Source organism: Streptomyces sodiiphilus, from assembly GCF_039529215.1.
Lineage (GTDB): Bacteria > Actinomycetota > Actinomycetes > Streptomycetales > Streptomycetaceae > Streptomyces > Streptomyces sodiiphilus.
The window spans coordinates 109,760-132,874 of the sequence record NZ_BAAAMJ010000002.1 but is presented as its reverse complement, the minus strand read 5'-3'; the positions used below and the strand labels follow the sequence as shown (position 1 = coordinate 132,874).

General features: G+C 73.1%; 18 protein-coding genes and 1 rRNA gene. 14 read left to right on the top strand and 5 right to left on the bottom strand.

What is annotated here, in order from left to right; genetic code table 11:
* Nucleotides 1–120: 120 nt before the first annotated feature.
* Nucleotides 121–237, top strand: a 5S ribosomal RNA gene (gene rrf, locus ABD299_RS01325).
* 1,177 nt (nucleotides 238–1,414) lie between these two features.
* Nucleotides 1,415–2,113: a tetratricopeptide repeat protein gene (locus tag ABD299_RS01320; protein ID WP_344258065.1), complete on the top strand. Its 699-nt coding sequence runs from the start codon at nucleotides 1,415–1,417 to the stop codon at nucleotides 2,111–2,113.
* A gap of 106 nt (nucleotides 2,114–2,219) precedes the next feature.
* On the opposite strand, the gene ABD299_RS01315 is transcribed toward ABD299_RS01320, so the two are convergent.
* From ABD299_RS01315 to ABD299_RS01305, 3 genes are read right to left on the bottom strand one after another with little or no spacing between them, the layout of a single operon-like run.
* A complete protein-coding gene (locus ABD299_RS01315) occupies nucleotides 2,220–4,010 on the bottom strand; it encodes an IucA/IucC family protein (protein ID WP_344258064.1) in 1,791 nt (596 codons plus the stop codon).
* Complete coding sequence (locus tag ABD299_RS01310) at nucleotides 4,007–4,606, bottom strand: GNAT family N-acetyltransferase (RefSeq protein ID WP_344258063.1); 600 nt, start codon at nucleotides 4,604–4,606, stop codon at nucleotides 4,007–4,009. The genes ABD299_RS01315 and ABD299_RS01310 overlap by 4 nt, the downstream gene beginning before the upstream one ends.
* Before the next feature lie 60 nt (nucleotides 4,607–4,666).
* Entirely contained in the window at nucleotides 4,667–5,929 is a 1,263-nt protein-coding gene (locus ABD299_RS01305) for a DUF1015 family protein (protein WP_344258062.1), read from the bottom strand.
* Nucleotides 5,930–6,009: 80 nt separating this feature from the next.
* Here ABD299_RS01305 and ABD299_RS01300 point away from each other — a divergent pair, with 80 nt between their 5' ends.
* A complete protein-coding gene (locus ABD299_RS01300) occupies nucleotides 6,010–7,074 on the top strand; it encodes an HAD hydrolase-like protein (RefSeq protein WP_344258061.1) in 1,065 nt (354 codons plus the stop codon).
* Nucleotides 7,075–7,134: 60 nt separating this feature from the next.
* On the opposite strand, the gene ABD299_RS01295 is transcribed toward ABD299_RS01300, so the two are convergent.
* A complete protein-coding gene (locus ABD299_RS01295) occupies nucleotides 7,135–8,163 on the bottom strand; it encodes an ABC transporter substrate-binding protein (protein WP_344258059.1) in 1,029 nt (342 codons plus the stop codon).
* 115 nt (nucleotides 8,164–8,278) lie between these two features.
* Between ABD299_RS01295 and ABD299_RS01290 the strand changes: the two genes are divergently transcribed.
* From ABD299_RS01290 to ABD299_RS01255, 8 genes are all read left to right on the top strand, one after another.
* Complete coding sequence (locus tag ABD299_RS01290) at nucleotides 8,279–9,316, top strand: FecCD family ABC transporter permease (protein WP_344258083.1); 1,038 nt, start codon at nucleotides 8,279–8,281, stop codon at nucleotides 9,314–9,316.
* Complete coding sequence (locus tag ABD299_RS01285; RefSeq protein ID WP_344258058.1) at nucleotides 9,313–10,344, top strand: FecCD family ABC transporter permease; 1,032 nt, start codon at nucleotides 9,313–9,315, stop codon at nucleotides 10,342–10,344. Before ABD299_RS01290 ends, ABD299_RS01285 begins: the two co-directional genes overlap by 4 nt.
* Nucleotides 10,341–11,198, top strand: coding sequence for an ABC transporter ATP-binding protein (locus ABD299_RS01280; RefSeq protein ID WP_344258057.1), 858 nt, complete (start codon nucleotides 10,341–10,343; stop codon nucleotides 11,196–11,198). The genes ABD299_RS01285 and ABD299_RS01280 overlap by 4 nt, the downstream gene beginning before the upstream one ends.
* Nucleotides 11,199–11,208: 10 nt before the next feature.
* A complete protein-coding gene (locus ABD299_RS01275) occupies nucleotides 11,209–11,532 on the top strand; it encodes a hypothetical protein (RefSeq protein WP_344258056.1) in 324 nt (107 codons plus the stop codon).
* 29 nt (nucleotides 11,533–11,561) lie between these two features.
* Nucleotides 11,562–12,362, top strand: coding sequence for a TlyA family RNA methyltransferase (locus ABD299_RS01270; RefSeq protein ID WP_425581228.1), 801 nt, complete (start codon nucleotides 11,562–11,564; stop codon nucleotides 12,360–12,362).
* Complete coding sequence (locus ABD299_RS01265) at nucleotides 12,359–13,261, top strand: NAD kinase (protein WP_344258052.1); 903 nt, start codon at nucleotides 12,359–12,361, stop codon at nucleotides 13,259–13,261. Before ABD299_RS01270 ends, ABD299_RS01265 begins: the two co-directional genes overlap by 4 nt.
* Before the next feature lie 74 nt (nucleotides 13,262–13,335).
* Complete coding sequence (gene recN / locus ABD299_RS01260) at nucleotides 13,336–15,090, top strand: DNA repair protein RecN (RefSeq protein WP_344258050.1); 1,755 nt, start codon at nucleotides 13,336–13,338, stop codon at nucleotides 15,088–15,090.
* A 74-nt stretch (nucleotides 15,091–15,164) separates the two neighbouring features.
* Nucleotides 15,165–16,325 (top strand): glycosyltransferase family 4 protein, encoded by a 1,161-nt coding sequence (locus tag ABD299_RS01255; RefSeq protein ID WP_344258048.1) that lies wholly within the window; start codon nucleotides 15,165–15,167, stop codon nucleotides 16,323–16,325.
* Nucleotides 16,326–16,513: 188 nt separating this feature from the next.
* Here ABD299_RS01255 and ABD299_RS01250 read toward each other — a convergent pair whose 3' ends face one another.
* On the bottom strand, nucleotides 16,514–18,319 hold the full coding sequence (locus tag ABD299_RS01250; protein ID WP_344258046.1) for a glycoside hydrolase family 15 protein: 1,806 nt from the start codon (nucleotides 18,317–18,319) through the stop codon (nucleotides 16,514–16,516).
* Between the two features lie 362 nt (nucleotides 18,320–18,681).
* Here ABD299_RS01250 and pyrG point away from each other — a divergent pair, with 362 nt between their 5' ends.
* The 3 genes from pyrG to ABD299_RS01235 are packed head-to-tail and all read left to right on the top strand — an operon-like array spanning nucleotide 18,682 to nucleotide 23,067.
* A complete protein-coding gene (pyrG, locus tag ABD299_RS01245) occupies nucleotides 18,682–20,343 on the top strand; it encodes a CTP synthase (RefSeq protein ID WP_344258044.1) in 1,662 nt (553 codons plus the stop codon).
* Nucleotides 20,344–20,349: 6 nt separating this feature from the next.
* Nucleotides 20,350–20,979, top strand: a complete 630-nt coding sequence (locus ABD299_RS01240) for an NUDIX domain-containing protein (RefSeq protein ID WP_344258081.1) — start codon at nucleotides 20,350–20,352, stop codon at nucleotides 20,977–20,979.
* A gap of 39 nt (nucleotides 20,980–21,018) precedes the next feature.
* A complete protein-coding gene (locus tag ABD299_RS01235; RefSeq protein ID WP_344258042.1) occupies nucleotides 21,019–23,067 on the top strand; it encodes a tetratricopeptide repeat protein in 2,049 nt (682 codons plus the stop codon).
* Nucleotides 23,068–23,115: the final 48 nt, after the last annotated feature.

Genomic DNA, 23,115 nt, shown 5'->3' with positions numbered 1-23,115 from the left:
GGCCGAGGGCTTGTCCTCAGATGCTCGCGTCCACTGTGTGGTTCCCGGATAGCAAACAGTCATTCCGGTTGAACCAGTTCTTCAATTGAAGAGTGTGCTTGTTCGCTAGACCGATAGTGTTTCGGTGGTCATGGCGAGAGGGAAACGCCCGGTTACATTCCGAACCCGGAAGCTAAGCCTTTCAGCGCCGATGGTACTGCATGGGGGACCGTGTGGGAGAGTAGGACGCCGCCGAACAAATTTTGACAAGGGCCCCTGGTCCCAGCGTTCATGCTGGGACCAGGGGCCCTTGTCGTTTTTTCACGCAGTACCCGAGGCACACGCAGTACCCGAGACAGGAGTCACGTCGATGTCGAACTCACCAGAGGAACGCCCGCACAGCCGGGACGGCTCCGACCGCGGGGATCGCGGGAGCAGCGGTGGCCGGGACGGGGCCCGCCGTGAGTACCGGCGCGACGGCGACCGTCCGGGGGAGCGGCGAGACCACCGGCGTGACGACCGTGGAGGCGATCGACGGGACGGGTTCCGGCGTGACGGCGACCGTGGTGGCCGGTCGCCGTACGGTCAGGGTCGTGATCGGAATGACCGGGGACGTGAGGCGGGGCGTTCCTACGGGGAGCGGGGCGCATCGCGGCCGTATGACCGGGACCGCTCCCGTGACGACCGCCCCCGCCGGGACGGGGAGCGGGACAGCAGACGTCCCTACGGTCAGGGGCGGCCGGACGGTGACCGAGCCCGGAGCTACCGGCCGCGCGGAGAGAGCCGTGATCGGGACGACCGCGGCCGTGAGGGGCGTTCCTACGGGGAGCGGGGTGCTTCCCGGCCGTATGACCGGGATCGTTCCGGTGACGACCGGCCGCGCCGTGACGGGGACCGCGGAGGGCGGCCGCCGTACGACCGGGATCGTTCCCGTGATGACCGGCCGCGCCGTGAGGGGGAGCGTGGTGGCCGGCCGCCGTACGGTCAGGGCCGGTCCCGTGACGACCGGCCGCGCCGTGACGGGGAGCGGGACGGGAGGCGGCCCTACGGTCAGGGGCGGCCGGACGGTGACCGAGCCCGGAGCTATCGGCCGCGCGGAGAGGGTCGTGGTCGGGATGACCGGGGGCGTGAGGGGCGTCCGTTCGGGGAGCGGGGCGCTTCGCGGCTGTATGACCGGGATCGTTCCCGTGATGACCGGCCGCGCCGTGAGGGGGAGCGTGGTGGCCGGCCGCCGTACGGTCAGGGCCGGGACCGTGACGACCGGGGACGGCCCGGAGGCGGACCTCGCGACCGCCGGGACGACCGTGGGCACTCCTACGGCCGTCGCGACGGAGAGGGAAGCGGTTCGTTCCGCCGCGATCGGGAGCGGGACCGTCCGCCGATCAAGCGGCTGCCCATCCCCGATGACATCACCGGCGAGGAGATCGACAAGAGCGTGCGGCAGGAGCTCATGAGCCTGCCCAAGACTCTGGCGGAGGACGTCGCCCGCAACCTCGTCATGGTGGCGAGGCTGCTGGACGACGAGCCGGAGCAGGCGTACGGTTACGCGCGCACCGCTCTGCGACTGGCTTCCCGGGTCCCGGCAGTCAGAGAAGCGGCGGGTTTCGCTGCCTACGGAGTGGAGAAGTACGGAGAGGCTCTGGCCGAGTTCCGTGCGGCGCGTCGTATGACAGGCTCGGTGGAGCTGTGGCCGGTGATGGCCGACTGCGAGCGCGGACTGGGACGCCCTGAACGGGCCCTGGCGATGGCCGGCGAACCGGAGGTGCGCAAGCTCGACAAGGCAGGCCAGGTCGAGATGCGGCTCGTGGCCGCTGGTGCCCGGCGGGACATGGGCCAGGCCGAGGCGGCCGTGGTCACCCTGCAGAGCCCGGAACTCGCCTCCGGCTCCTCCCAGCCGTGGGCCGCCCGGCTGCGTTACGCCTACGCCGACGCCCTGCTGGCCGTCGGCCGGGAGGAAGAGGCCAGGGAGTGGTTCGCGCGGGCCCTGGAGGTGGACCAGAGCGGCACCACCAATGCTTCGGACCGGCTGGCGGAGCTGGACGGAGTGGAGTTCACCGACGCCCTCGATCCGGAGGCGGAGTCGGCCTTCGATGACGAAGCGGATCGCGAGACCGAAGCCCGGCCCGGGGACTGACAACCGGGCTCGGCAGGACGAAGGCGACGGAGCACGAACGTGACTGCGGGGTGCCGCGGCCGGGACCGGCCGCGGCACCCCGCAGCCACGTGTGTTGTAGCGCTGATCAGGCGAAGCGGGCGATCGGGTTCTCCAGGGAGCCGGCCAGCCGTATCGCCGAGGTGGGGTCCTGCAGGTCGACCATCTGGCGGTTGTTGCGCAACTGAAGCCGGTTCAGGCAGGAGAGGGGAAAGGTCTCGGCGAACAGGTCGTACCGGTCGAAGCGGTCGGCCAGGTGCGGCGCGGAGCGCTGGTAGTCACGGACGCAGCCGGCGACGGTCGCCCAGAAGTCGTCCTCCGCGAGGACTCCGGCCTCGTCGAGGGTCGCGCCGAGGAACCGGAAGAAGCAGTCGAAGACATCGGTGAACAGGGACAGCGGCTTGATCTCGTCCGGGACGACGGCGCGCACCCGTTCGACCTCCGAGGGGAGCGGCCGCTTGTCGTCCAGGACCGCTATCTCCTCGGCGATGTCCTTCATCACCGCCCTGCTGGGGACACCGTCCTCCAGTACCAGGATGACGTTCTCACCGTGCGGCATGAAGACCAGGTCGTGAGCGAAGAAGCAGTGCAGCAGGGGCGTCAGGTAGGCGTCGAGGTACCGTCGCAGCCAGAGGGTCGGCTCCAGGCCCGATTCCCTCACGAGCGCCGCCGCGAGGGACCGGCCCTCGCGGTCGGTGTGCAGGAGTGAGGCCATGGTGGCCAGTCGCTGGCCCGGTTCCAGCAGCGGGACCGGGCTTTCCCGCCACAGGGCGGCGAACATCTTCAGGTAGGGGGATCCGGCCGGGGCCGCCTCGGCGTAGTGACGCGGGTGGTAGCCGATCGCGGCGCGCTCCCGTATGACCGTGAAGCCCGCCTCCCGCAGCACCGGGTCGTCGGCGAGCAGGCCGGCGAGCCAGTCGTTGATGGCCGGGGTCGCCTTCATGTACTCCGTGGACAGGCCTCTCACGAACCCCATGTTGAGCACGGACAGCGCCGTCTTGACGTAGTGCCGGGAAGGCGAGTCCGAGTTGAAGAAGGTGCGGACCGACTGCTGCGGCAGGTAACGGTCCTTCCCGTACCCGAGGCATACGACGTCACGCCGCGCGATGTCCGCGGCGAAGGTGACAGACAGTCTGTTCCACCACTGCCAGGGATGGGCCGGGAAGTAGTAGTACTCGGCCGGGTCCAGCCCGAGATCCGTCAGCCTCCCGGCGAAACCGGAGAGGGTGCCGGGATCCAGTTCGCCGCTGATCAGCTGCTCATGGTCCAGGTCCGCGGACGAGCTGAAGGTGCAGCAGTCGCGTCGGACCGCGAGCCACACCAGCCGGACGGGCCGGGCGGCTTCGGGGGCGTAGGCGAGGTAGTCGTCCGAACCGAAGCCGAGCCGTCCGTTGTTGGCGACGAAACAGGGGTGGCCCTCCGCCATGCCTGCCTCGATGTCCTGGAAGCCGGACCGGGCGAGTTCCTCGGCGGGCAGCTCGGGGCGGGCCAGTCTGAAGGCGGTCCCGGCCAGCGTGCTGCTGATCTCCTCCAGGTAGACGGGCAGGATCTCCTCCGTCAGTCCCAGGGTGTCCCGCAGCTCCAGGAAGAATTCGAGGGCGTCCAGCGGCAGCGCTTCGCCGCCGCGCCCTCGGCTGATGCTGTCCGCGTCGATCTGCCAGTGGTCCAGCGCGAGGAGACGGGCGGTGAAGGCGTAGGTGACGCTCTTGTCGTCGCTGTGAACGGTGTACCGGCCGCCGGGCAGGGAGCGCGGGCTGAGCAGGCGCTCGTGCGAGAACTCGGCGAGCGCCTTGCGTATGAGCAGCCGGTTGGCGCGGTCCCAGTGCCCGGGGGACAGGTGGGCGACCGCAGACGCGGGATCGCCGGTGTGCGCGGTCATCGGTTCGCACCTCGCTCCGCGGCGGAACCTTCCGGGGCGTGACCGGCGGCGGCCGCGAACTGCGCACGGGTGCAGGTGCTCAGCAGGGCGTCCTTCCCCGGCAGCGAGACTGTCCGCAGGGCACGGAAACCGACGGCCTCGTTGAGCACGTGGACGGCGCGGTTGCGGACATCGGGTTCGACCACCACACGGCGGACCCACGGGTCGGCGAAGAGCAGTTCCATGACGGTGCCGATCACCGCGCGGGTGAATCCGTGCAGGGGAGTGTCCGTCGGTGCCACCAGGAAGTGCATGCCCACGTCGCCGGGTTCGCTCCGGTGCACCTGAGCCAGGTCCTCCGCGGGGTCGTAGCGTTCGACGAGGAACGCCGGCCGGCCCCGGTGGAGTCCGATGAACGCGGCCCGGGAGGGTGCCGCGGCGATCTCCCGGAACTCCCGTTCCACTTGCTCGGGCGTGGCCTCCTGCATGAGCCAGAAAGCGGATTTGGGGTGGGTGAGCCAGCCGTGCAGCAGGGCGGTGTCCTCGGCCGGCCGTACCGGGCGCACGGCGAACTCGCCGAGGCGTTCATCGGTCCGGGTGAACAGGATGTCACTCATGGATGTTTAGGTTAGCCTCACCTAACTGTGTGCGGCAATGCGGGTCCGCGGGGGACGTCCTCACCCGGGATCCAGGGTGCGAAGAACCAGCCCTGTCGCCGGCTTGGGGCCGAAGGAGGTGGACTTGCGCGGCATCGTGATGCCCTGTTCGGCGAGTTCGCGCACGGTGTCCTCGGTCACCGCCCGCATGAGCACCGCCGTGCCGCCGTGCCGCCGCGCCTGGTCGACGGCGGCGTCCGCGTCGTGCAGGTAGCCGATGTCCTCGGGGTGGTCCGGTACCTTCCAGACGGCGTCCAGCAGTACGGAGTGCAGGACGGTGGCGTCCAGCCGACGCCAGGCCTCGGGGCGGTCGGTCCGCACCGTGCGTTCCAGCAGAACGCCGTCCGGGCGGTCCAGCAGCAGGAAGGGCCCCCGGCCCGCCAGGACGAAAGCGGTGCCGGCCGTTTCCTCCAGCGCGGCCAGGGCCTGTGCCGTCGTGGCGTCCGGCAGCGTCCGGACTCGGAACGCACCGGCCAGCTGCTCCACGGCGACGGCCGGGGAGAGCCGGGGGAGCAACCGGTGGATCGCCTGCACCCGCAGGGGATACCGCGCGCTGTCCACCAGAAGCACCAGTCCCCGGTCCCACGGCGGCGCCCCACCCGTTTCCCGGGACAGCCGCAGACAGGTCGCCCAGCGGTGATGGCCGTCGCTGATCAGGGCCCGCCGCCGGGACAGATCCGCCACGGCCTCCGCGATGTGTGCCTCCTCGGTGACGGCCCACAGGCGGTGCCGGAAGCCGTCCTCGGTGGTGATGGCCAGCAGCGGCCTGCGCCGAGCGGTGCGCTCGATGACCGCCGCGGCCCCCGTTTCCGTGTCGGCTCCGCCGCGGTAGGACAGCAGCAGCGGTTCCAGATTGGCGGCGGTCTCCCGCATCAGCGCCGTCCGGTCCGCCACGATTTCCGGGACCACGTCCTCGTGCGGCAGCACCACTCCGTCCTCCGGCGGGGTCAGTCGCAGGGCCCCGATCAGGCCGCGCTGCAGGACGCCCGGGCGGCTCTGTTCGTAGACATAGAGGGCGGGGCGGGGGTCCTGGGCCAGCACGCCCTTCTCCCGCCAGCGGTGCAGTGTCTCGGCCGCTTTCCGGTGGCCCGCGGCCGGCTCCGTGGCCTGCGGGAGGATCAGCCGGACGATGTTGTGGGGGTCGGCGACCTCCAGATGGTGCAGGCCGTCCGGCCGGACCACCACGTCGTACGGCGGTGAGGTGACGGAGGCCAGGTCGCCGACGCGTTCGGGAACGTAGCGCAGGCCGGAGAAGGGGGCGAGATCGAGACCGTCCGCATGCATCCGAGCATCGTAAGCCGGGCCCGGCCGGCGGCGGGGCCCGGCCGGTGAGCGATGATCGGGAGGGAGACAGGGAGGGCGTCATGACCGAACAGGCCAGGAGCCGCGCGGACGGCACCCCGCCGGTGCGTACCGCGCCGGTGGGGTGCCCGAGTCCGCTCAGCCGCGCCTACGACACCGCGCTGCTGGATCTGGACGGGGTCGTGTACGCCGGCGGCCGGGCCGTGGGCCACGCGGTGGAGTCGCTGCTCGCCGCCCGCGACGGCGGGATGCGGCTCGCCTATGTGACGAACAATGCCGCCCGTACGCCACAGGCGGTGGCCGGGCACCTGACGCGGCTGGGAATCCGGGCCGCCCCCGAGGAGGTGGTGACCTCCGCGCAGGCGGTGGCGCGGCTGATCGCCGGGCAGGTGCCCGCCGGGGCGAAGGTGCTGTGTGCGGGAGGCGAAGGGCTCGAGGTGGCGCTGCGGGAGCGGGGGCTCTGCCCGGTCCGTTCGGCCGACGACGACCCGCAGGCCGTCGTACAGGGTTACGGCGGACCCGGGCTCCCCTGGGGGTTGCTGACCGAGGCCGCCCTGGCGGTGAACCGGGGGGTGCCGTGGTTCGCCTCCAACACCGATCTCACGATTCCGTCCGGACGCGGTATCGCTCCGGGCAACGGGGCAGCGGTGGAGGTGGTGCGGATCGCCACCGGCGGCCGGGCCGTACCGCAGGTCGCGGGCAAGCCTCAGCCGCCGATGCACCGGGAGACGGTGCTGCGCACCGGAGCCCGGCGGCCACTGGTGGTGGGGGACCGGCTCGACACCGACATCGAGGGCGCGCACGCCGGCGGCGTGGATTCGCTGCTGGTCCTCACCGGGGTGACCGACGCGGCCGGGCTGCTGGCCGCTCCGCCGGAGCACCGGCCGACGTATGTGGCGGCGGACCTGCGGGGTCTGCTGCGGCCGCAGCCCGAGGTCACCGTGGACGGTGACGGGTTCGGCTGCGGTGGCTGGCGGGCCGCGGTACGGGACGGAGAACTGCGGCTGACCGGTGCCGGTGGCCCGGTCGACGGGCTGCGGGCGCTGTGCGCGGCGGCCTGGACCCGGGCGGGCGGCGGCCGCGCGGAGCTGTCCGCGGAGGCCGCTCTGGCCCGGGCGGGGCTGTGAGGTGCCGCGGCCCGGCCGTTGCCGGGCCGCGGGTGGCCCGCCAGGGCCGAAGCGAAGCGGTCAGCTGACCTTCCTGGCGTCCCGGATGGCCTCCGCGAGCTCCTCCAGCAGCGGGGCGCAGCCGGCCCACGAGTAGCGCGGCTCGCTGTGCCAGGGCACGATCTGGCCGGCTTCCACGGCGGCGAGCCTGCCCCAGGTCGGCTTGTCGCCCAGGTCCGAGGGCTGCAGGGCGCTGCTGCGGTTGTCCAGAAGGATGACGTCGGCGTCGTAGCGGTCGGCGTTCTCCCAGCTCAGACTCTCGAAGTAGCCGCCCTCGACGTCCTCGGGAGTGATGATGTCCACGCCCAGTTCGGTGAAGTAGGTGAGGTCGGCGGAGGCGGCCGGGTCGGAGGCGTAGAACAGGTCGGGCGAGGCCGAGGCGGCCAGCACGGTGATGCCGGGGTTGTCCCTGGCCGCCCGGCGCAGGTTCTCCGAGGCCTCCTCGAAGCGCTGTCGGGCCTCCGTGACCGGGCCGGCCGACAGGTCGGCGCCCAGTGACTCGGCCAGCTCCGCGTAACGCTGGATGGGGGCGGTCAGTGTGGTGGAGGCGACGCCGATGCCCACGGAAGGCGCCTGGGCCAGGATCTTCTCCGCGCTGTCCTCGGGGACGTACCACAGCGACTGGGGGTCGAACATGTTGGTGACCAGCAGGTCCGGCTCCAGCAGAACGTACTCCTCGACGTTGAACTCGCCCCAGGCGTTGCCCAGTACGGTCACCTTGTCGACATCGATGTCCCCGGCCTGGACATCGGGCTCGCCGTCGCCCCGCACGGTGGGCCCGAACACCCCGGCGCATTCGATGCCGAAGTCGTGAAGCACGGCCGCCGAGCCGACGAAGGCGACGATGGTGCTCGGCACCGAGTCGGCCGAGGCGGTCTCACCGCGGTCGTCGGTGAACGTCCAGGCATCCGTCGTGTCGGCGGCGGCGCCATCGTCCGGGGAGGAACCGGATCCGCTCCCGCAGGCGGTGAGCAGGGCGCCGGCGCCCAGGGCTCCCCCCGCGGCCAGGAAGCCACGCCGTGAAGTGGGCAGGATGCGGGAGCTGTTCATGGGTTTGCGACCTTTCGACCAACCGGGATTGAAGGTTAGGCTAACCTAACCTCATGCCGCATGACAGTACTACCGGGGGGCGGAGCACGTGAAGGCGACAGTGGACCCCGGCCCCCTGACCACCGGCGTCGAGGCGACCGGCCGGACAGCCGCCGCGCCGCGCCGCGCCGCAGCCCGGGCGGCCGGACTGCTGGCCGCCGGAGCGCTGCTGGCACTGGTCACCGCTGCCTCCCTGGCCTACGGAGCCAAGCCGATTCCGCTGGACCAGGTCTGGCAGGGGCTGGTCCACTACTCCGGCACCGACACCGACGTGGTGGTCCGCGACGTGCGGCTGCCGCGCACCCTGCTCGGGCTGCTGGCGGGCTGCGCCCTGGGCCTGGCGGGCGCGGTCATGCAGGCACTGACCCGCAACCCGCTGGCCGACCCGGGACTGCTGGGCGTCAACGCGGGCGCTTCCGCGGCCGTCGTCTCCGCCATCAGCTTCCTGGGCATCACCACCTTGAGCGGATACATCTGGTTCGCGTTCCTCGGTGCCGCCGCGGTGTCCGTGGTGGTCTACGCGATCGGCGGCAGCCGGGCGGCGACACCGGTCCGCCTGGCCCTGGCCGGCACGGCGGTCAGCGCCGCACTGTACGGCTACGTCAACACCGTGCAGATCCTCGACACCGCGGCGCTGGACCGGATGCGCTTCTGGACCGTCGGCTCGCTCGCCCCCGCCACGCCCACCGCGGCCGGCCAGATCCTGCCGTTCGTCGCGGCAGGCATCCTCCTGGCACTCGCCCTCGCCCGCCCGCTGAACGCCATGGCCCTCGGCGACGACACCGCCCGCTCGCTCGGATCGAGCCTGAACCGGACCCGGCTGGGAGCCATGGTCTGCGTCACACTGCTGTGCGGAGCCGCAACGGCGGCCTGCGGGCCCATCATCTTCGTCGGCCTGATGGTGCCTCACGTGGTGCGTGCCATCACCGGCCCCGACATGCGCTGGGTGCTGCCCTACGCGGCGGTGCTCTCGCCCGTGCTGCTGCTCGGCGCCGACGTACTGGGCCGCGTCATGGCCCGGCCCGGAGAGGTCCAGGTCGGCATCGTCACCGCCCTGGTCGGCGGGCCCGTCTTCATCTACCTCGTCCGCCGCACCAGGATGGCCCGGCTGTGAACCGGGAGACCGTCCTGCGCACCCGCGGCGGCCTGTCGCTGCGGGTGGACCTCCGTACCGTGCTGGTGGCCGTGCTGCTCGCCGCCGCCTCGCTGGCCGTCGCCGTGGCGCTGATCGGCACCGGGGACTACCCGGTTGCCGCGCCGGACGTGCTGCGCGCCCTGGCAGGGCGGGGCAGCGCGGCACACGAGTTCATCGTCCTGGAACTGCGGCTGCCCAGGGCCCTGGTCGCCCTGGTGGTGGGCATCGCGCTCGGACTGGCCGGCGCGGTCTTCCAGTCCGTCTCGCGCAACCCGCTGGGCAGCCCGGACTTCATCGGATTCACCCAGGGGTCGGCGGCGGGCGCCCTCGCCGTCATCGTGCTGTTCCGGGGCAGCACCGTCGCCGCCGGCGCGGTGGCCGGCGGGCTGCTCACCGGAGCCGCGATCTACCTGCTCGCCTGGCGGCGGGGCGTCCAGGGCTACCGGCTCATCCTGGTCGGCATCGGCGCCTCCGCGGTGCTCGCCGCGGTCAACGGATACCTGCTCGTCAAGGCGGATCTCGTCGACGCGGCCCGCGCGGTCATCTGGCTCACCGGTTCGCTCAACGGCCGGGACTGGGCCCAGCTGTGGCCGCTGCTGGCGATGTGCGCGGCCGTGCTGCCGGTCCTGGCGCTGCAGTCACGCCCGCTGCGCGTGCTGGAGATGGGCGACGACATGGCGAGGGCCCTGGGCGTGCGGCCGGAGCGCAGCAGGCTGCTGGTGATGCTGGCGGCCGTCCTGCTGACCGCCGGGGCCACCGCGGCCGTCGGGCCGGTCGCCTTCGTCGCCCTGACCGCACCGCAGCTGGCCCGCCGCCTCACCCGGGCAGCCGGACCCAACCTGCTCGCGTCGGCCTGCATGGGCGCGTTCCTGCTGGTGCTGGCCGACCTTGTCGCGCAGCGCGCCTTCGGAGCCGGCCAGCTGCCGGTGGGCGCCGTGACCGGGATGCTGGGAGGGTGCTATCTGCTGTGGCTGCTGTTCACCGAACGCAAGGCGGGACGGATATGACTATCACCGGAAGGGACACCGACACCGTGACCAGCACCTCCGGCGCGCAGCCCGGCCGGCTCGCGGCCGAGGACGTCACGCTCGCCTACGACGACCGGATCATCGCCGACGGTCTGTCCGTCCGCATACCGGAGCGGTCCTTCACCGTCATCGTGGGGCCGAACGCCTGCGGCAAGTCCACGTTGCTGCGGGCGCTGTCCCGGATGCTCGCCCCGTCCGCCGGCGCCGTGCTTCTCGACGGCCGCTCCCTGTCCGACTGGCCGGCCAGAAAGCTGGCCCGGGTCCTCGGCCTGCTTCCGCAGACGCCGCTGGCCCCCGACGGCATCACCGTCGCCGATCTCGTCGCCCGCGGACGCTATCCGCACCAGGGGCTGCTGCGTCAGTGGTCCCGGGAGGACGAGCGGATCACCCGGGAGTCGATGGCCGCCACCGGCGTCCTGGAGCTGGCCGGGCGGCGCGTGGACGAGCTCTCCGGTGGCCAGCGGCAACGGGTATGGATCGCGATGGCCCTGGCGCAGCAGACCCAGCTGCTGCTCCTGGACGAGCCCACCACCTACCTCGACATCGCCCATCAGATGGAGGTACTGGACCTGTGCGCCGGCCTGCACGAGGCGCAGGGGCGCACCCTGGTGGCGGTACTGCACGATCTGAACCAGGCCGCCCGGTACGCCACCCACCTGATCGCCATGCGGGACGGGCGCGTCGTGGCGCAGGGGCCGCCAGGCGGCATCGTCACCGCCGAACTCGTCGAGGAGGTTTTCGGGCTGGCCTGCCGGGTGATGGAGGACCCCGAGACCGGCACCCCGCTGGTGGTCCCGGCGGCGCGTCGGCGCCCGGTGGTGGTCACGGGGTAGCGTCTGGCCCATGGAGCAGACCGCCGCCCCCGGACCCCCGCACGTGCCCGGCCCCGACGTACCGCGGGAGCCGGTACCCGGACCGCACGACGCGCCGCCCGCCGGCGACGGCCCCGGGGAGGGGCCCCGGGCTCTGGGTATCGGCATCCGGCCCACCGGGCACCCCGGCGTGGACGCAGTCCTGCGGCGCCTGACGGACGCCGACCACCTCGCCGTACCGGGCCATCCGGAGGTGTACGAGGATGTGCACCGGGGCCTCACCGACACGCTGGCCTCGCTCGACCAGCCGTCCGGCCCGCCCGCGCCGGGCCGTTCGCACGACCCCAGGAGCTGACCGCCGTGGCCGCAGCGACCCGTCGCCGACTGAGCCGCCTCGACGCCGAGCTGGTACGCCGCAAGCTGGCCCGTTCCAGGGAGCACGCCAGAGCGCTGATCACCGACGGCCGTGTCACGGTCGACGGGACGACGGCTGCCAAGCCCGCCACCCAGGTCGCCACCAGCGCCGCCGTCGTGGTGCGTGCCGACGCCACCGACCCGGACTACGTCTCGCGCGGCGGGCACAAGCTCGCCGGCGCCCTGGCGGCCTTCGCGCCGCGGGGACTGCGGGTGCAGGGCCGTCGCGCCCTGGACGCGGGTGCCTCCACCGGAGGTTTCACCGATGTCCTGCTGCGGGCCGGTGCCGCCGCGGTGATCGCCGTGGACGTCGGCTACGGCCAGCTGGCCTGGTCCCTGCGGGCGGACGACCGGGTGACCGTACTGGACCGCACGAACGTCCGTGACCTCACCGTGGACCTCATCGGCGGCGAGCCGGTGGATCTGGTGGTCGGCGACCTGTCGTTCATCCCGCTCGGGCTGGTGCTGCCCGCCCTGGTGGGCTGCGCGGCTCCCGGCGCCGACCTGGTGCTCATGGTGAAACCGCAGTTCGAGGTCGGCCGGGAACGGCTGGGAAGCGGCGGAGTGGTCCGCAGCCCGCAGTTGCGGGCCGAGGCGGTCACCGCGGTGGCCGGCCGGGCCGCCGGGCTGGGCCTGGGGGTTCTCGGTGTCACCGCGAGCCCGCTGCCGGGGCCCTCCGGCAATGTCGAGTACTTTCTGTGGCTGCGTGCCGGGGCGCCCGAACTGGACCCGGCCGATGTCGACCGAGCCGTGACGGAGGGCCCCCAGTGACGGACACCGAGGCACGCACCGTCTTCCTGCTCGCCCACACCGGCCGCCCCGCCGCGGTGCGCAGCGCCGAGCTGCTCGTCCAGGGCCTCCTTGCCCATTCCATCGGGGTGCGGGTGCTCGCCGGCGAGGCCCAGGACCTCCCGCTGCCGCCGAGCGTGCAGCGGGTGCAGGCGGGGCCCGGGGCCGTGGAGGGCTGCGAGCTGCTGCTCGTGCTCGGTGGCGACGGGACATTGCTGCGCGGCGCGGAGTTCGCCCGGGCCTCCGGAGTGCCGATGCTGGGCGTCAACCTCGGCCGGGTGGGCTTCCTCGCCGAAGCCGAGCGCGACGACCTCGACCAGGTCGTCGAACGCGTCGCCTCGCGCGCCTACGAGGTCGAGGAACGGATGACCCTGGACATCCTGGTGCGCTCCGACGGCAGCGTGGTGCACACGGACTGGGCCTGGAACGAGGCATCGGTGGAGAAGGCCGCGCGGGAACGGATGCTGGAGGTGGTCATCGAGGTGGACGGCCGCCCGGTCTCCGCGTTCGGCGGGGACGGTGTGGTGTGCGCCACCCCGACCGGTTCCACCGCGTATGCCTTCTCCGCCGGCGGGCCGGTGGTGTGGCCGGATGTCGAGGCCCTGCTGATGGTGCCGATCAGCGCGCACGCGCTGTTCGCCAAACCGCTTGTCACCGCCCCCGGTTCGGTGCTCGCCGTCGAGGTGCGGCCGCACACCCCCAAGGGGGTGCTGTGGTGCGACGGGCGGCGCACGATCGACCTCCCGGACGGGGCCCGCGTCGAGGTGCGGCGAGGCGCGGTTCCCGTACGGCTCGCCCGGCTGCACCGCGCTCCCTTCACCGACCGGCTGGTGGCCAAGTTCGCGCTGCCGGTGACCGGTTGGCGCGGAGGCCCGCACTGAGTCCCGCCGCTTCGCGGAACCGCCCGCGGTACCCGGAAGGGGGAGAACGTCGCGGAGCCCCCGGCTCACCTCGTATGGTCGTATCCGTGTTGGAGGAGATGCGGATCAAGGACCTGGGCGTGATCGACGACGCCGTGGTGGAGCTGTCCACCGGTTTCACGGCGGTGACCGGTGAGACCGGGGCGGGCAAGACCATGGTCGTCACCAGCCTTGGCCTGCTGCTCGGCGGCCGGGCCGACCCCGCTCTGGTACGGGTGGGAGCCAAGTCGGCCGTGGTGGAGGGGCGTGTCGTCCTGCCGCCCGGTGCCCCCGCCGCCCGGCGGGCGGCCGAGGCCGGTGCCGAGCTGGACGACGGGGCGTTGCTGATCGGCCGGACGGTGTCCGCCGAGGGGCGGTCCCGGGCCTTCCTCGGCGGCCGGTCGGTCCCGGTGGGGCTGCTGGCCGAACTCGGCAGCGAACTGGTCGCCGTGCACGGTCAGATGGACCAGCAGGGGCTGTTGCGCCCGGCCCGCCAGCGGGAGGCGCTCGACCGCTACGCCGGCCCTGCGGTGGCCGAGCCGGTGGCCGCCTACCGCAAGGCCTACGGGGAACTGCGCGCGGTGAGCGAGCAGCTGGCCGAACTCACCGAACGGGCACGGGAGCGGGCGCAGGAAGCGGACCTGCTGCGCTTCGGGCTGGACGAGATCGCCGCCGCCGAGCCACGGCCCGGGGAGGACGAGGAGCTCGCGGCCGAGGCAGAGCGTCTCCGCCACGCCGAGGACCTGGCCACCGCCGCCGCGGCGGCGCACGGGGCGCTGGCCGGGGACCCGGCCGACCCGGAGGGCGTGGACGCCGCCACGCTCATCGCCGGTGCGCACCAGGCCCTGGAAGCGGTGCGGTCGCACGACCCGGTGCTGGCCGCCCTCGCCGACCGGCTCGGCGAGGTCAGCATTCTCGTTCCCGACGTCGCCGGCGAACTGGCCGGCTACGCCGACGGGCTGGACGCCGACCCGCTGCGGCTGGCCGCGGTCGAGGAGCGCCGGGCCACGCTCGGCCAGCTCACCCGGAAGTACGGCGAGGACATCGGGGCGGTCCTCGCCTGGTCGGAGGAGGCGGCTGTCAGGCTCGCCGAACTCGAGGGCGACGACGACCGGATCGGGGAACTCACCGCCCGGCGTGACGCCCTGCGGAGCGAGCTGTCCGGACTGGCCGAAGCCCTCACCGACGCCCGGGAGGAGGCCGCCGCGCGGTTCTCGGAGGCGGTCACCGCGGAACTCGCACAGCTCGCCATGCCGCACGCCCGGGTGGAGGTGGACCTCCGCCGGCACGAGGCGGCCGCGGGCGAGGACACCATCGAGCACCGTGGCCGGGCCGTCGTCTTCGGGCCGCACGGTGCCGATGAGATCGAGCTGCTGCTGGCCCCGCACCCCGGCTCCCAGCCCCGCCCCATCTCCAAGGGCGCCTCGGGCGGTGAACTCTCCCGGGTGATGCTCGCGGTGGAGGTGGTCTTCGCCGGGGCGGCCCCGGTGCCCACCTACCTCTTCGACGAGGTGGATGCCGGTGTCGGCGGCAAGGCCGCCGTGGAGATCGGACGCCGCCTGGCCAAGCTCGCCGATTCCGCGCAGGTCGTGGTCGTCACGCACCTCCCGCAGGTCGCGGCGTTCGCCGACCGCCACCTGGTGGTGGAGAAGACCCACGACGGATCGGTCACCCGCAGCGGTGTGCAGTCGGTGCACGGCGAGGGCCGGGTGCGGGAGCTGTCACGGATGCTGGCCGGACAGGAGGACTCGCAGCTGGCCCGTGCCCACGCCGAGGAGCTGCTGGCCACCGCGGCCCGGCGGGAGCGGTGACGGCGGGCCCGGCCGGCCCTCGTCACGGCTCCGGTGGCGTCCGGCGCGGGGGCCCGGCCGGCAGGGCGGGCGCGTTGCTGCGGTGGCAGTCCGGTCACGGCGGTGAGGACTCCCCCGGGAGCGGCGGGTGCGTCCCGCGCGCCCGGGCGCCGCTGCATGTCGTCCAGCTGCTCGGCGGCCCCGGCGCCGTCACCGGGGCCCACGTGCACTCCCTGGCCGCGGGTCTGGTCGCCCGTGGCGTGCGGGTCACCGTCTGCGCCCCCCGCGGCGCCGGGCGGCGGTACGACTTCGCCGCGGCCGGCGCGCGGTTCGTCCCCCTGCCGCGGGCAGTGCCGGAGTCGCTGGCCCTGCTCCGGGCGGTGCACGCGGACGCGGACCTGCTGCACGCCCACGGGCTGCCGGCCGGCCTGCTGGCCACCGCGACCGTGCGCCGCTCCACCCCGCTGGTGGTCACCTGGCACCCGACGGCCGGCCGCCCCGCCGGCGTCCCCGGCTGGCTGCGGTCCGCCGCGGAACGCTGGGTCGCCGAAGCGGCCACCGTCGTCCTTGCCCCCGGCTTCGAGCAGGTGGCACGGGCCAGGCGCCGGGGGGCGCGGGACGCCCGGCTGGCGCCGGTGGCGCTGCCGTCGCCACGGACCGGCCCGGAGGGCCCGGCGGCCCACCCGGACGGGCACAAGGTGCGCGCGGAGCTCGGAGCGGTGGACCGGCCCCTGTTCCTGGCTGCCGGGCCGCTCGTCCGGGACCAGGGGCACGATCTGCTGCTCACGGCTTCCCGGGTCTGGCGCGAGGTGGTTCCGCAGCCGCTTCTCGTGATCGCCGGCCAGGGACCGAGGCGGGCCGCGCTCGCGCACCGGATCACGGAGGAGGACCTTCCGGTCCGCCTGCTCGGGCGGCGCGAGGATCTGCCGTCACTGCTCGCGGAGGCCGACGCCGTGCTGCTCGCGGCGCGTCGGGCCGGGTACGCGCGGATGGCACGAGAGGCACTGCGCGAAGGTGTTCCGCTGGTGGCGACCGCCGTCCCCGGTCTCGCCGAAGTGGTCCGCGACGCCGCCGTGCTGGTGCCGCCCGGTGATGGTCACGCCCTGGGGGCGGCGGCGCAGGGGCTGCTGTCCGACCCGGAACGCCGGGCCGCCGTGGTGGCGGCGGGCCGCCTGCGCGCCGCCGGATGGCCGACCGTGGACCGGACGGTCGCCCAGGTGCTCAGCGTCTACGACGAGTTCACCGCGGGGCCCTGACCCGCCGCCCGCCGTACCGGGCACGTCGTCTGCCCGGAAGCCGGGCTGCGCCGGCGAGGGACGTCGTCGCACCGGAAACGTCCCCCCGGACCTGCCGTGGGAACCACCCGCTCTCCGGAGGACCGGGCTCCCTTGTCCTCCTGGCCACACGCTGCTCAGAAGGACAAGGGCCGGAAAACCGTGCGCCGTCAGCCGGCGTAGGCGCCGGAGGCGGTGAGCCGCAGCGCCGTGTCGATCAGCGGCACATGGCTGAACGCCTGGGGGAAGTTGCCCACCATCCGCTGCAGCCGGGGGTCCCATTCCTCGGCCAGCAGGCCCAGGTCGTTGCGGAGGGCCAGCAGCTTCTCGAAGAGCTTGCGGGCGTCCTCCACACGGCCGATCATCGCCAGGTCGTCGGCCAGCCAGAAGGAACAGGCCAGGAAGGCGCCTTCGTCTCCCTCCAGGCCGTCGACACCGGCCTCGTCCCCGGCGGTCGGGTAGCGCAGGATGAAGCCGTCCTCGGTGGACAGCTCCCGCTGGATGGCCTCCACGGTTCCGATCACCCGCTTGTCGTCGGGCGGCAGGAAGCCCATCTGGGGGATGAGCAGCAGCGAGGCGTCCAGCTCCTTGGAGCCGTAGGACTGGGTGAAGGTGTTGCGTTCCTTGTCGTAGCCGTGCTCGCACACTGTCCGGTGGATCTCGTCGCGCAGCTCCCGCCAGCGCTCCAGCGGGCCGTCCACCTCTCCGGACTCGATCAGCTTCACCGTCCGGTCGACGGCCACCCAGGCCATCACCTTGGAGTGCACGAACTGCCGCCGTGGTCCGCGGACTTCCCAGATGCCCTCGTCCGGCTCGTCCCAGTGCTCCTCGAGGTAGCGGATGAGCTTCAGCTGGAGCAGATTGGCGTGATCGTTTCGGGCCAGCCCGGTCATGTGCGCCAGATGAAGCGCCTCGGTCACCTCGCCGTAGACGTCCAGCTGCAGCTGGCCTGCCGCGCCGTTACCGATGCGGACCGGCTGCGAACCCTCGTAGCCCGGCAGCCAGCTCAGCTCCGCCTCGGCCAGCTCCCGCTCCCCGGCGATGCCGTACATGATCTGGAGGTTCTGGGGGTCGCCGGCCACGGCGCGCAGCAGCCATTCGCGCCACGCGCGGGCTTCCTCGTGGTAGCCGGTGCGCAGCAGGGACGACAGGGTGATGGCGGCGTCCCGCAGCCAGGTGAAGCGGTAGTCCCAGTTGCGCGAGCCGCCGATCTCCTCCGGCAGCGAGGTGGTGGGCGCCGCGACGATGCCACCGGTGGGCGCGTAGGTGAGCGCCTTGAGGGTGATGAGCGAGCGGACCACTGCCTCCCGATAGGGGCCGTGGTAGGTGCAGTGACCCACCCACTCGCGCCAGAACGCCTCGGTGGACGCCAGTTCGGCCTCGGGCTCCGGGTGCGGCGGCGGCTCCTTGTGGGAGGGCTGCCAGCTGATGGTGAGCGAGACCCGCTCCCCGGGACCGACAGTGAAGTCCGAGTACGTGGTCAGATCCCGGCCGTAGGTCTCGGCGTCGGTGTCCAGCCAGACGGAGTCCGGGCCCGACACGGCGACGGTCCGGTCCTCGACCCGGTGCACCCAGGGCACCACCCAGCCGAAGGAGAAGCGCATCCGCAGGGCGGAGCGCATCGGGACCCGCCCGCTGACCCCTTCCACGATGCGCACCAGCTGCGGGGAGCTCTCCCCCCGCGGCGGCATGAAATCGGTCACCCGCACGGTCCCCCGGGCGGTGTCCCATTCGGACTCCAGGATCAGGGAGTCCCCGCGGTACCGCCGCCGGGTGGCCGGCGGCGGAGCCACGTCCTTGCCATGGGCGGGTCCCAGCCGCCAGAACCCGTGTTCCTCCGTGCCGAGCAGGCCGGCGAACACGGCGTGGGAATCGAAGCGCGGCAGACACAGCCAATCGGCTGAGCCGTCCCGGTTGATGAGAGCGGCGGTCTGCATGTCGCCGATGAGTGCGTAATCCTCGATGCGCCCGGCCACCTGCGTCTCCAGTCGAACTGTGGTGCGCCCCCGTGGGACGTGCGATTTTACGGTCAAGCCCGTGCGGGCGTCCGAGCAATATACGTCGATGATCCGCGGTGTGCTGGCCACTGGCCGAAGAACGATCGGAGGGTTCGCGGGAACCTCCTCCGATACCGGGAATGTCGTGGCATGTCCCTCTCGCGGGCCATCGGTTTCCGGAGGGCGTCCGGCCCGCTGTCCTCCCGCGGCACTGATACGCTGGTGGTCCGTGGAGCGGAGGGCCACAGCACCCCCGAACCGCAGCGACGGCACCCCGGCAGCAGGTCGGCGGGACGCCGCAGTGCATCCGACCTCGCGACCACGGGAGCCTTCTCTTGGCCATGCCGTCCAGCAGTACGACGACCAAGCACATCTTCGTCACCGGCGGGGTCGCCTCCTCGCTCGGCAAAGGGCTGACCGCCTCGAGCCTCGGTGCCCTGCTCAAGGCCCGCGGGCTGCGGGTCACCATGCAGAAGCTCGATCCCTACCTCAACGTCGACCCCGGCACCATGAACCCGTTCCAGCACGGCGAGGTCTTCGTCACCAACGACGGTGCCGAGACGGACCTCGACATCGGGCACTACGAACGGTTCCTGGACGTCGATCTGGACGGCTCGGCCAACGTCACCACCGGCCAGGTCTACTCCTCGGTGATCGCGAAGGAGCGGCGCGGCGAGTACCTCGGGGACACCGTCCAGGTGATCCCGCACATCACCAACGAGATCAAGCACCGCATCCGGCGGATGGCCACCGAGGACGTCGACGTGGTGATCACCGAGGTCGGCGGAACGGTCGGTGACATCGAGTCGCTGCCTTTCCTGGAGGCCGTGCGCCAGGTCCGGCACGAGGTCGGCCGCGACAACGTCTTCGTGGTGCACATCTCGCTGCTGCCCTACATCGGGCCCTCCGGGGAGCTGAAGACCAAGCCGACCCAGCACTCGGTCGCCGCACTGCGCAGCATCGGCGTCCAGCCGGACGCCATCGTGCTCCGGGCGGACCGGGAGGTGCCCGTCGCCATCAAGCGGAAGATCTCGCTGATGTGCGACGTGGACGACGCGGCGGTGGTGGCCGCGATCGACGCCAAGTCGATCTACGACATTCCCAAGGTGCTGCACGGCGAGGGCCTGGACGCCTACGTCGTGCGCCGACTGGACCTTCCCTTCCGCGATGTGGACTGGACGCAGTGGGGCGACCTGCTGCGCCGCGTGCACCAGCCCGATCACGAGGTCACCGTCGCCCTGGTCGGCAAGTACATCGACCTGCCCGATGCCTACCTGTCGGTCACCGAGGCCCTGCGCGCCGGAGGCTTCGCCAACCACGCCCGGGTCAGGATCAAGTGGGTCACCTCCGACGACTGCCGCACCGCCGCCGGCGCCCGGGAGCAGCTGGCGGACTGTGACGCGATCTGCGTGCCGGGCGGCTTCGGGGACCGCGGGGTGGAGGGGAAGCTGCAGGCGATCACCTATGCCCGGGAGAACCGGGTCCCGTTGCTGGGTCTGTGCCTGGGTCTGCAGTGCATCGTCATCGAGGCCGCCCGCAACCTCGCCGGCATCGAGGGAGCGGACTCCACGGAGTTCGACCAGGGCGCGGCGCATCCGGTGATCTCCACCATGGAGGAACAGCTGGACATCGTCGCCGGCGAGGGAGACATGGGCGGGACCATGCGGCTGGGCCTGTACCCCGCCAAGCTGGCCGAGGGCTCCCTCGTGCGCGAGGTGTACGGGGGCGAGCCCTACGTCGAGGAGCGGCACCGCCACCGCTACGAGGTCAACAACGCCTACCGCGGTGAGCTGGAGAAGAAGGCGGGCCTGGTCTTCTCCGGCACGTCGCCGGACAACAAGCTGGTGGAGTTCGTCGAGTACCCGCGGGAGGTCCACCCCTACCTGGTCGCCACCCAGGCACACCCGGAACTGCGCTCCCGGCCGACCCGGCCGCACCCGCTGTTCGCGGGGCTGGTCAAGGCCGCTGTGGAACGCCGGACCGCGGCCCGGAAGGACGCCTGAGCCGTGGTGCAGCAGTTTCGCGACACGCCGGCCGACTTGCCGGTGCTGGCCACGGCCACGCCCTTCGCGGGGAACAAGACCAGCGTGCGCACCGACGACATTCGGTTCCCGGACGGCTCGGTGGCGCGGCGGGACTACCAGGTCCATCCCGGCTCCGTGGCGGTTCTGGCCCTCGACGAGCGGGATCGCGTCGCGGTCCTCTCCCAGTACCGGCACCCGGTGCGCCACAAACTGTGGGAGATCCCGGCCGGACTGCTGGACATCCCCGGTGAGAACCCGCTGCACGCGGCGCAGCGCGAGCTCTACGAGGAGGCGCATCTGAAGGCGGAGGACTGGCGGGTCCTCGCCGACGTGTACACCACCCCGGGCGGTTGTGACGAGGCGGTCCGGATCTTCCTGGCCCGTGAGGTCTCCGCCGCGGACGGCGAGCGGTACGCCGTGACCGGAGAGGAGGCCGACATGCAGCACGCCCTGGTGCCGCTGGCGGATCTGGTGCGCGGTGTCCTGGCCGGTGAACTGCACAACAACTGCCTGGTGGTCGGGGTCCTGGCCCTGCAGGCGGCGCGTGCCGGGGACGGCCTGGACGCGCTTCGCCCGGCCGACGCCCCCTGGCCCGCCCGGCCGTATCCGGCCTGACGGCCCTGGCGGGCTCCTGCCGTGCACTACCCTCGGGCCGTGGCGGAACGGGCGGTGAACAGCCAGGGCCCGGGAACGGGCCGGGCCGCGGGACCGGGGCCCGCCGCGGCGGCTCCCTTCCTCGGGAGGCGCGGCGAGCTGGCCGGTCTCCGCGCGGATGTCGGCCGTGCCGGGCTCGACACGCTGGCCGGCCATGCCTCCGCGCGCTGCCGGGTGCTGCTGATCGCGGGACGCCCCGGCACCGGCCGCACCGCACTGGCAGAGGAGTTCGCCAAGGAGTGGGCGGCGGCGGGGGAGTGCCCGGACGGCGTGCTGCGGGCCAGGCTCACCGGCCCCGGGCGTGAACCCGCGGACACCGGCCGGGTCGCCCGTGACCTGCTGGGCGCCGTGGGGCGGCAGCCGCCGCCGGGCGCCCCCGACGAGGATCTGACCGCGCTGCTGCGCGACTGTCTGCACGGCCGCCGGGCGCTGCTGCTGCTGGACGACGTCCACTCGGCCGGGCAGCTCGCCGAGTTCGTCCCCGACGGCCGCGGCTGCCTGGTGCTGGCCGTTTCCGGGGGCCCGCTCACCGGCGTGAGCGACGTGCGTCCCTGCACGCTGGGCGGCCTGGACCAGCCCGCCGCCGTCCGGATGCTCGCCAGGGGAGCCGGCGGGACACGGATCACCGTCGATCCCCGGGCCGCCGAGAGCCTCGCGGAAGCGTGCGGACATCTGCCCGCCGCACTGGCCCTGGCCGCCGGATGGCTGTGGGCCCGGCCGGAGGCCGCGGTCGCGCACGCCCTGCGCGCGCTGCGTGAATCCGGCCCCGAGGGCCCGGGGGACGTCGCCGAGCCGCTGCGGCGGGCCTTTCGGCTGGCGTGCTCGGCGCTCACGGGCACGGCCCTGCGGACCCTTCGTCTGCTCGCCCTGGCACCGGCCGGGCTGGCCGACGCCCACACGGCGGCCGCGCTGTCCGGCTGTCCGGTACCGTCCGCGGCCGCGGTGCTGGAGGAACTGGCGGCACGCGGCCTGCTGCACGTGGTGCCGGAGGGGCCCGCCGGCCGCCCGGGCCGCGGGTCCGCCCCGTGGTACGCCGTGCCCGGTTGCCTGGAGCCCCTGCTGCTCGGGCTGCTCCGGGACGGCGAACGCCCCGCCGAGGCGCGGCTGGCCCGGGCCCGGACGCTGGAGCGGACGGTGAGGCGGCTGCGGTCGTGCCGGGCCGAGGCCGAGCCCTGCGGTTCCCCGGGCCGGGAGTGGCTGGACACGGTTCCGGCCTCGCTGCGGTTCACCGACCGGGCTGCTGCCGCGCACTGGCTGGAGACCGCCCTGCCCGTTCTGCGGGCCGCGGCGGACGACGCCGCGGTGGGCGGGGACCTCGACACTCTCACCCAGCGGCTGGCGGACGCGCTGATCGGCGCCCTGGAGGCGCATCGCGGGCGGGAGCGGGCAGCGGCGGAGGTCTACCCCCTGTACGAGCTGATCGCGCGGACCGCCGGGCGCCGGGGGCTGCCCCGTCGGGCCGCCGCGGCACTGCTGTCCCTGGGAGATCTCGATGCGGGCGCCGGCCGCCGGGACCGGGCGCTGACCAGGTACCGGGGCGCTCTGGAGACGGCGGGGGCGGAGGGGGACCGCGCGGACCCCGTGACCCTCGGGCGGGCCGCCGAATCCATCGGCGCCACCTACGCGGAGCTGGAGGACTGGCAGCGGGCCGCCGACTGGTACGGCAGGGCCCTGGCCCGGTGCCTGTCGAGGGACGACCGGGAAGGGTCCGCCCGCCTGCACGGGCGGATCGGTGCGGCCCTGACCCGTGCCGGACAGTGGGAGGAGGCGCTGCGTGCCTGGCGGGCGGCCGCAGCGGCGCATCGCAGGCTCGGCGACGAGGCGCGGTACGTGCGGGCGCTGAGCGAGATGGCCGGGGTACTGGAGCTCGCCGGGCGTCCGGGTGAGGCCCGCCGCACGGCGCGGGAAGCTCTCCGCAGGGCGGAGCGGTGCGGCGACCCGCGGTCGCAGTCGGCGCTGCGGAGTCTGCTGGAGAGGGCCGCTCCGGAAACAGAATCCTCTGCTGTCACTGAGCAAGCCTCCTGCGAAACGCAGAGTCATCGTGACTGAAGTTGATGGTTTGCAAGGCTGGACAGCGAGGAATCCTTCATTAGACTG

Coding starts and splice junctions, on each gene's coding strand:
- ABD299_RS01315 (WP_344258064.1), bottom strand. CDS start 4,010: ATGACCGCGCACACCGGCGATCCCGCGTCTGCGGTCGCCCACCTGTCC.
- ABD299_RS01310 (WP_344258063.1), bottom strand. CDS start 4,606: ATGAGTGACATCCTGTTCACCCGGACCGATGAACGCCTCGGCGAGTTC.
- ABD299_RS01305 (WP_344258062.1), bottom strand. CDS start 5,929: ATGCATGCGGACGGTCTCGATCTCGCCCCCTTCTCCGGCCTGCGCTAC.
- ABD299_RS01300 (WP_344258061.1), top strand. CDS start 6,010: ATGACCGAACAGGCCAGGAGCCGCGCGGACGGCACCCCGCCGGTGCGT.
- ABD299_RS01295 (WP_344258059.1), bottom strand. CDS start 8,163: ATGAACAGCTCCCGCATCCTGCCCACTTCACGGCGTGGCTTCCTGGCC.
- ABD299_RS01280 (WP_344258057.1), top strand. CDS start 10,341: ATGACTATCACCGGAAGGGACACCGACACCGTGACCAGCACCTCCGGC.
- ABD299_RS01275 (WP_344258056.1), top strand. CDS start 11,209: ATGGAGCAGACCGCCGCCCCCGGACCCCCGCACGTGCCCGGCCCCGAC.
- recN (WP_344258050.1), top strand. CDS start 13,336: ATGGTCGTATCCGTGTTGGAGGAGATGCGGATCAAGGACCTGGGCGTG.
- pyrG (WP_344258044.1), top strand. CDS start 18,682: ATGCCGTCCAGCAGTACGACGACCAAGCACATCTTCGTCACCGGCGGG.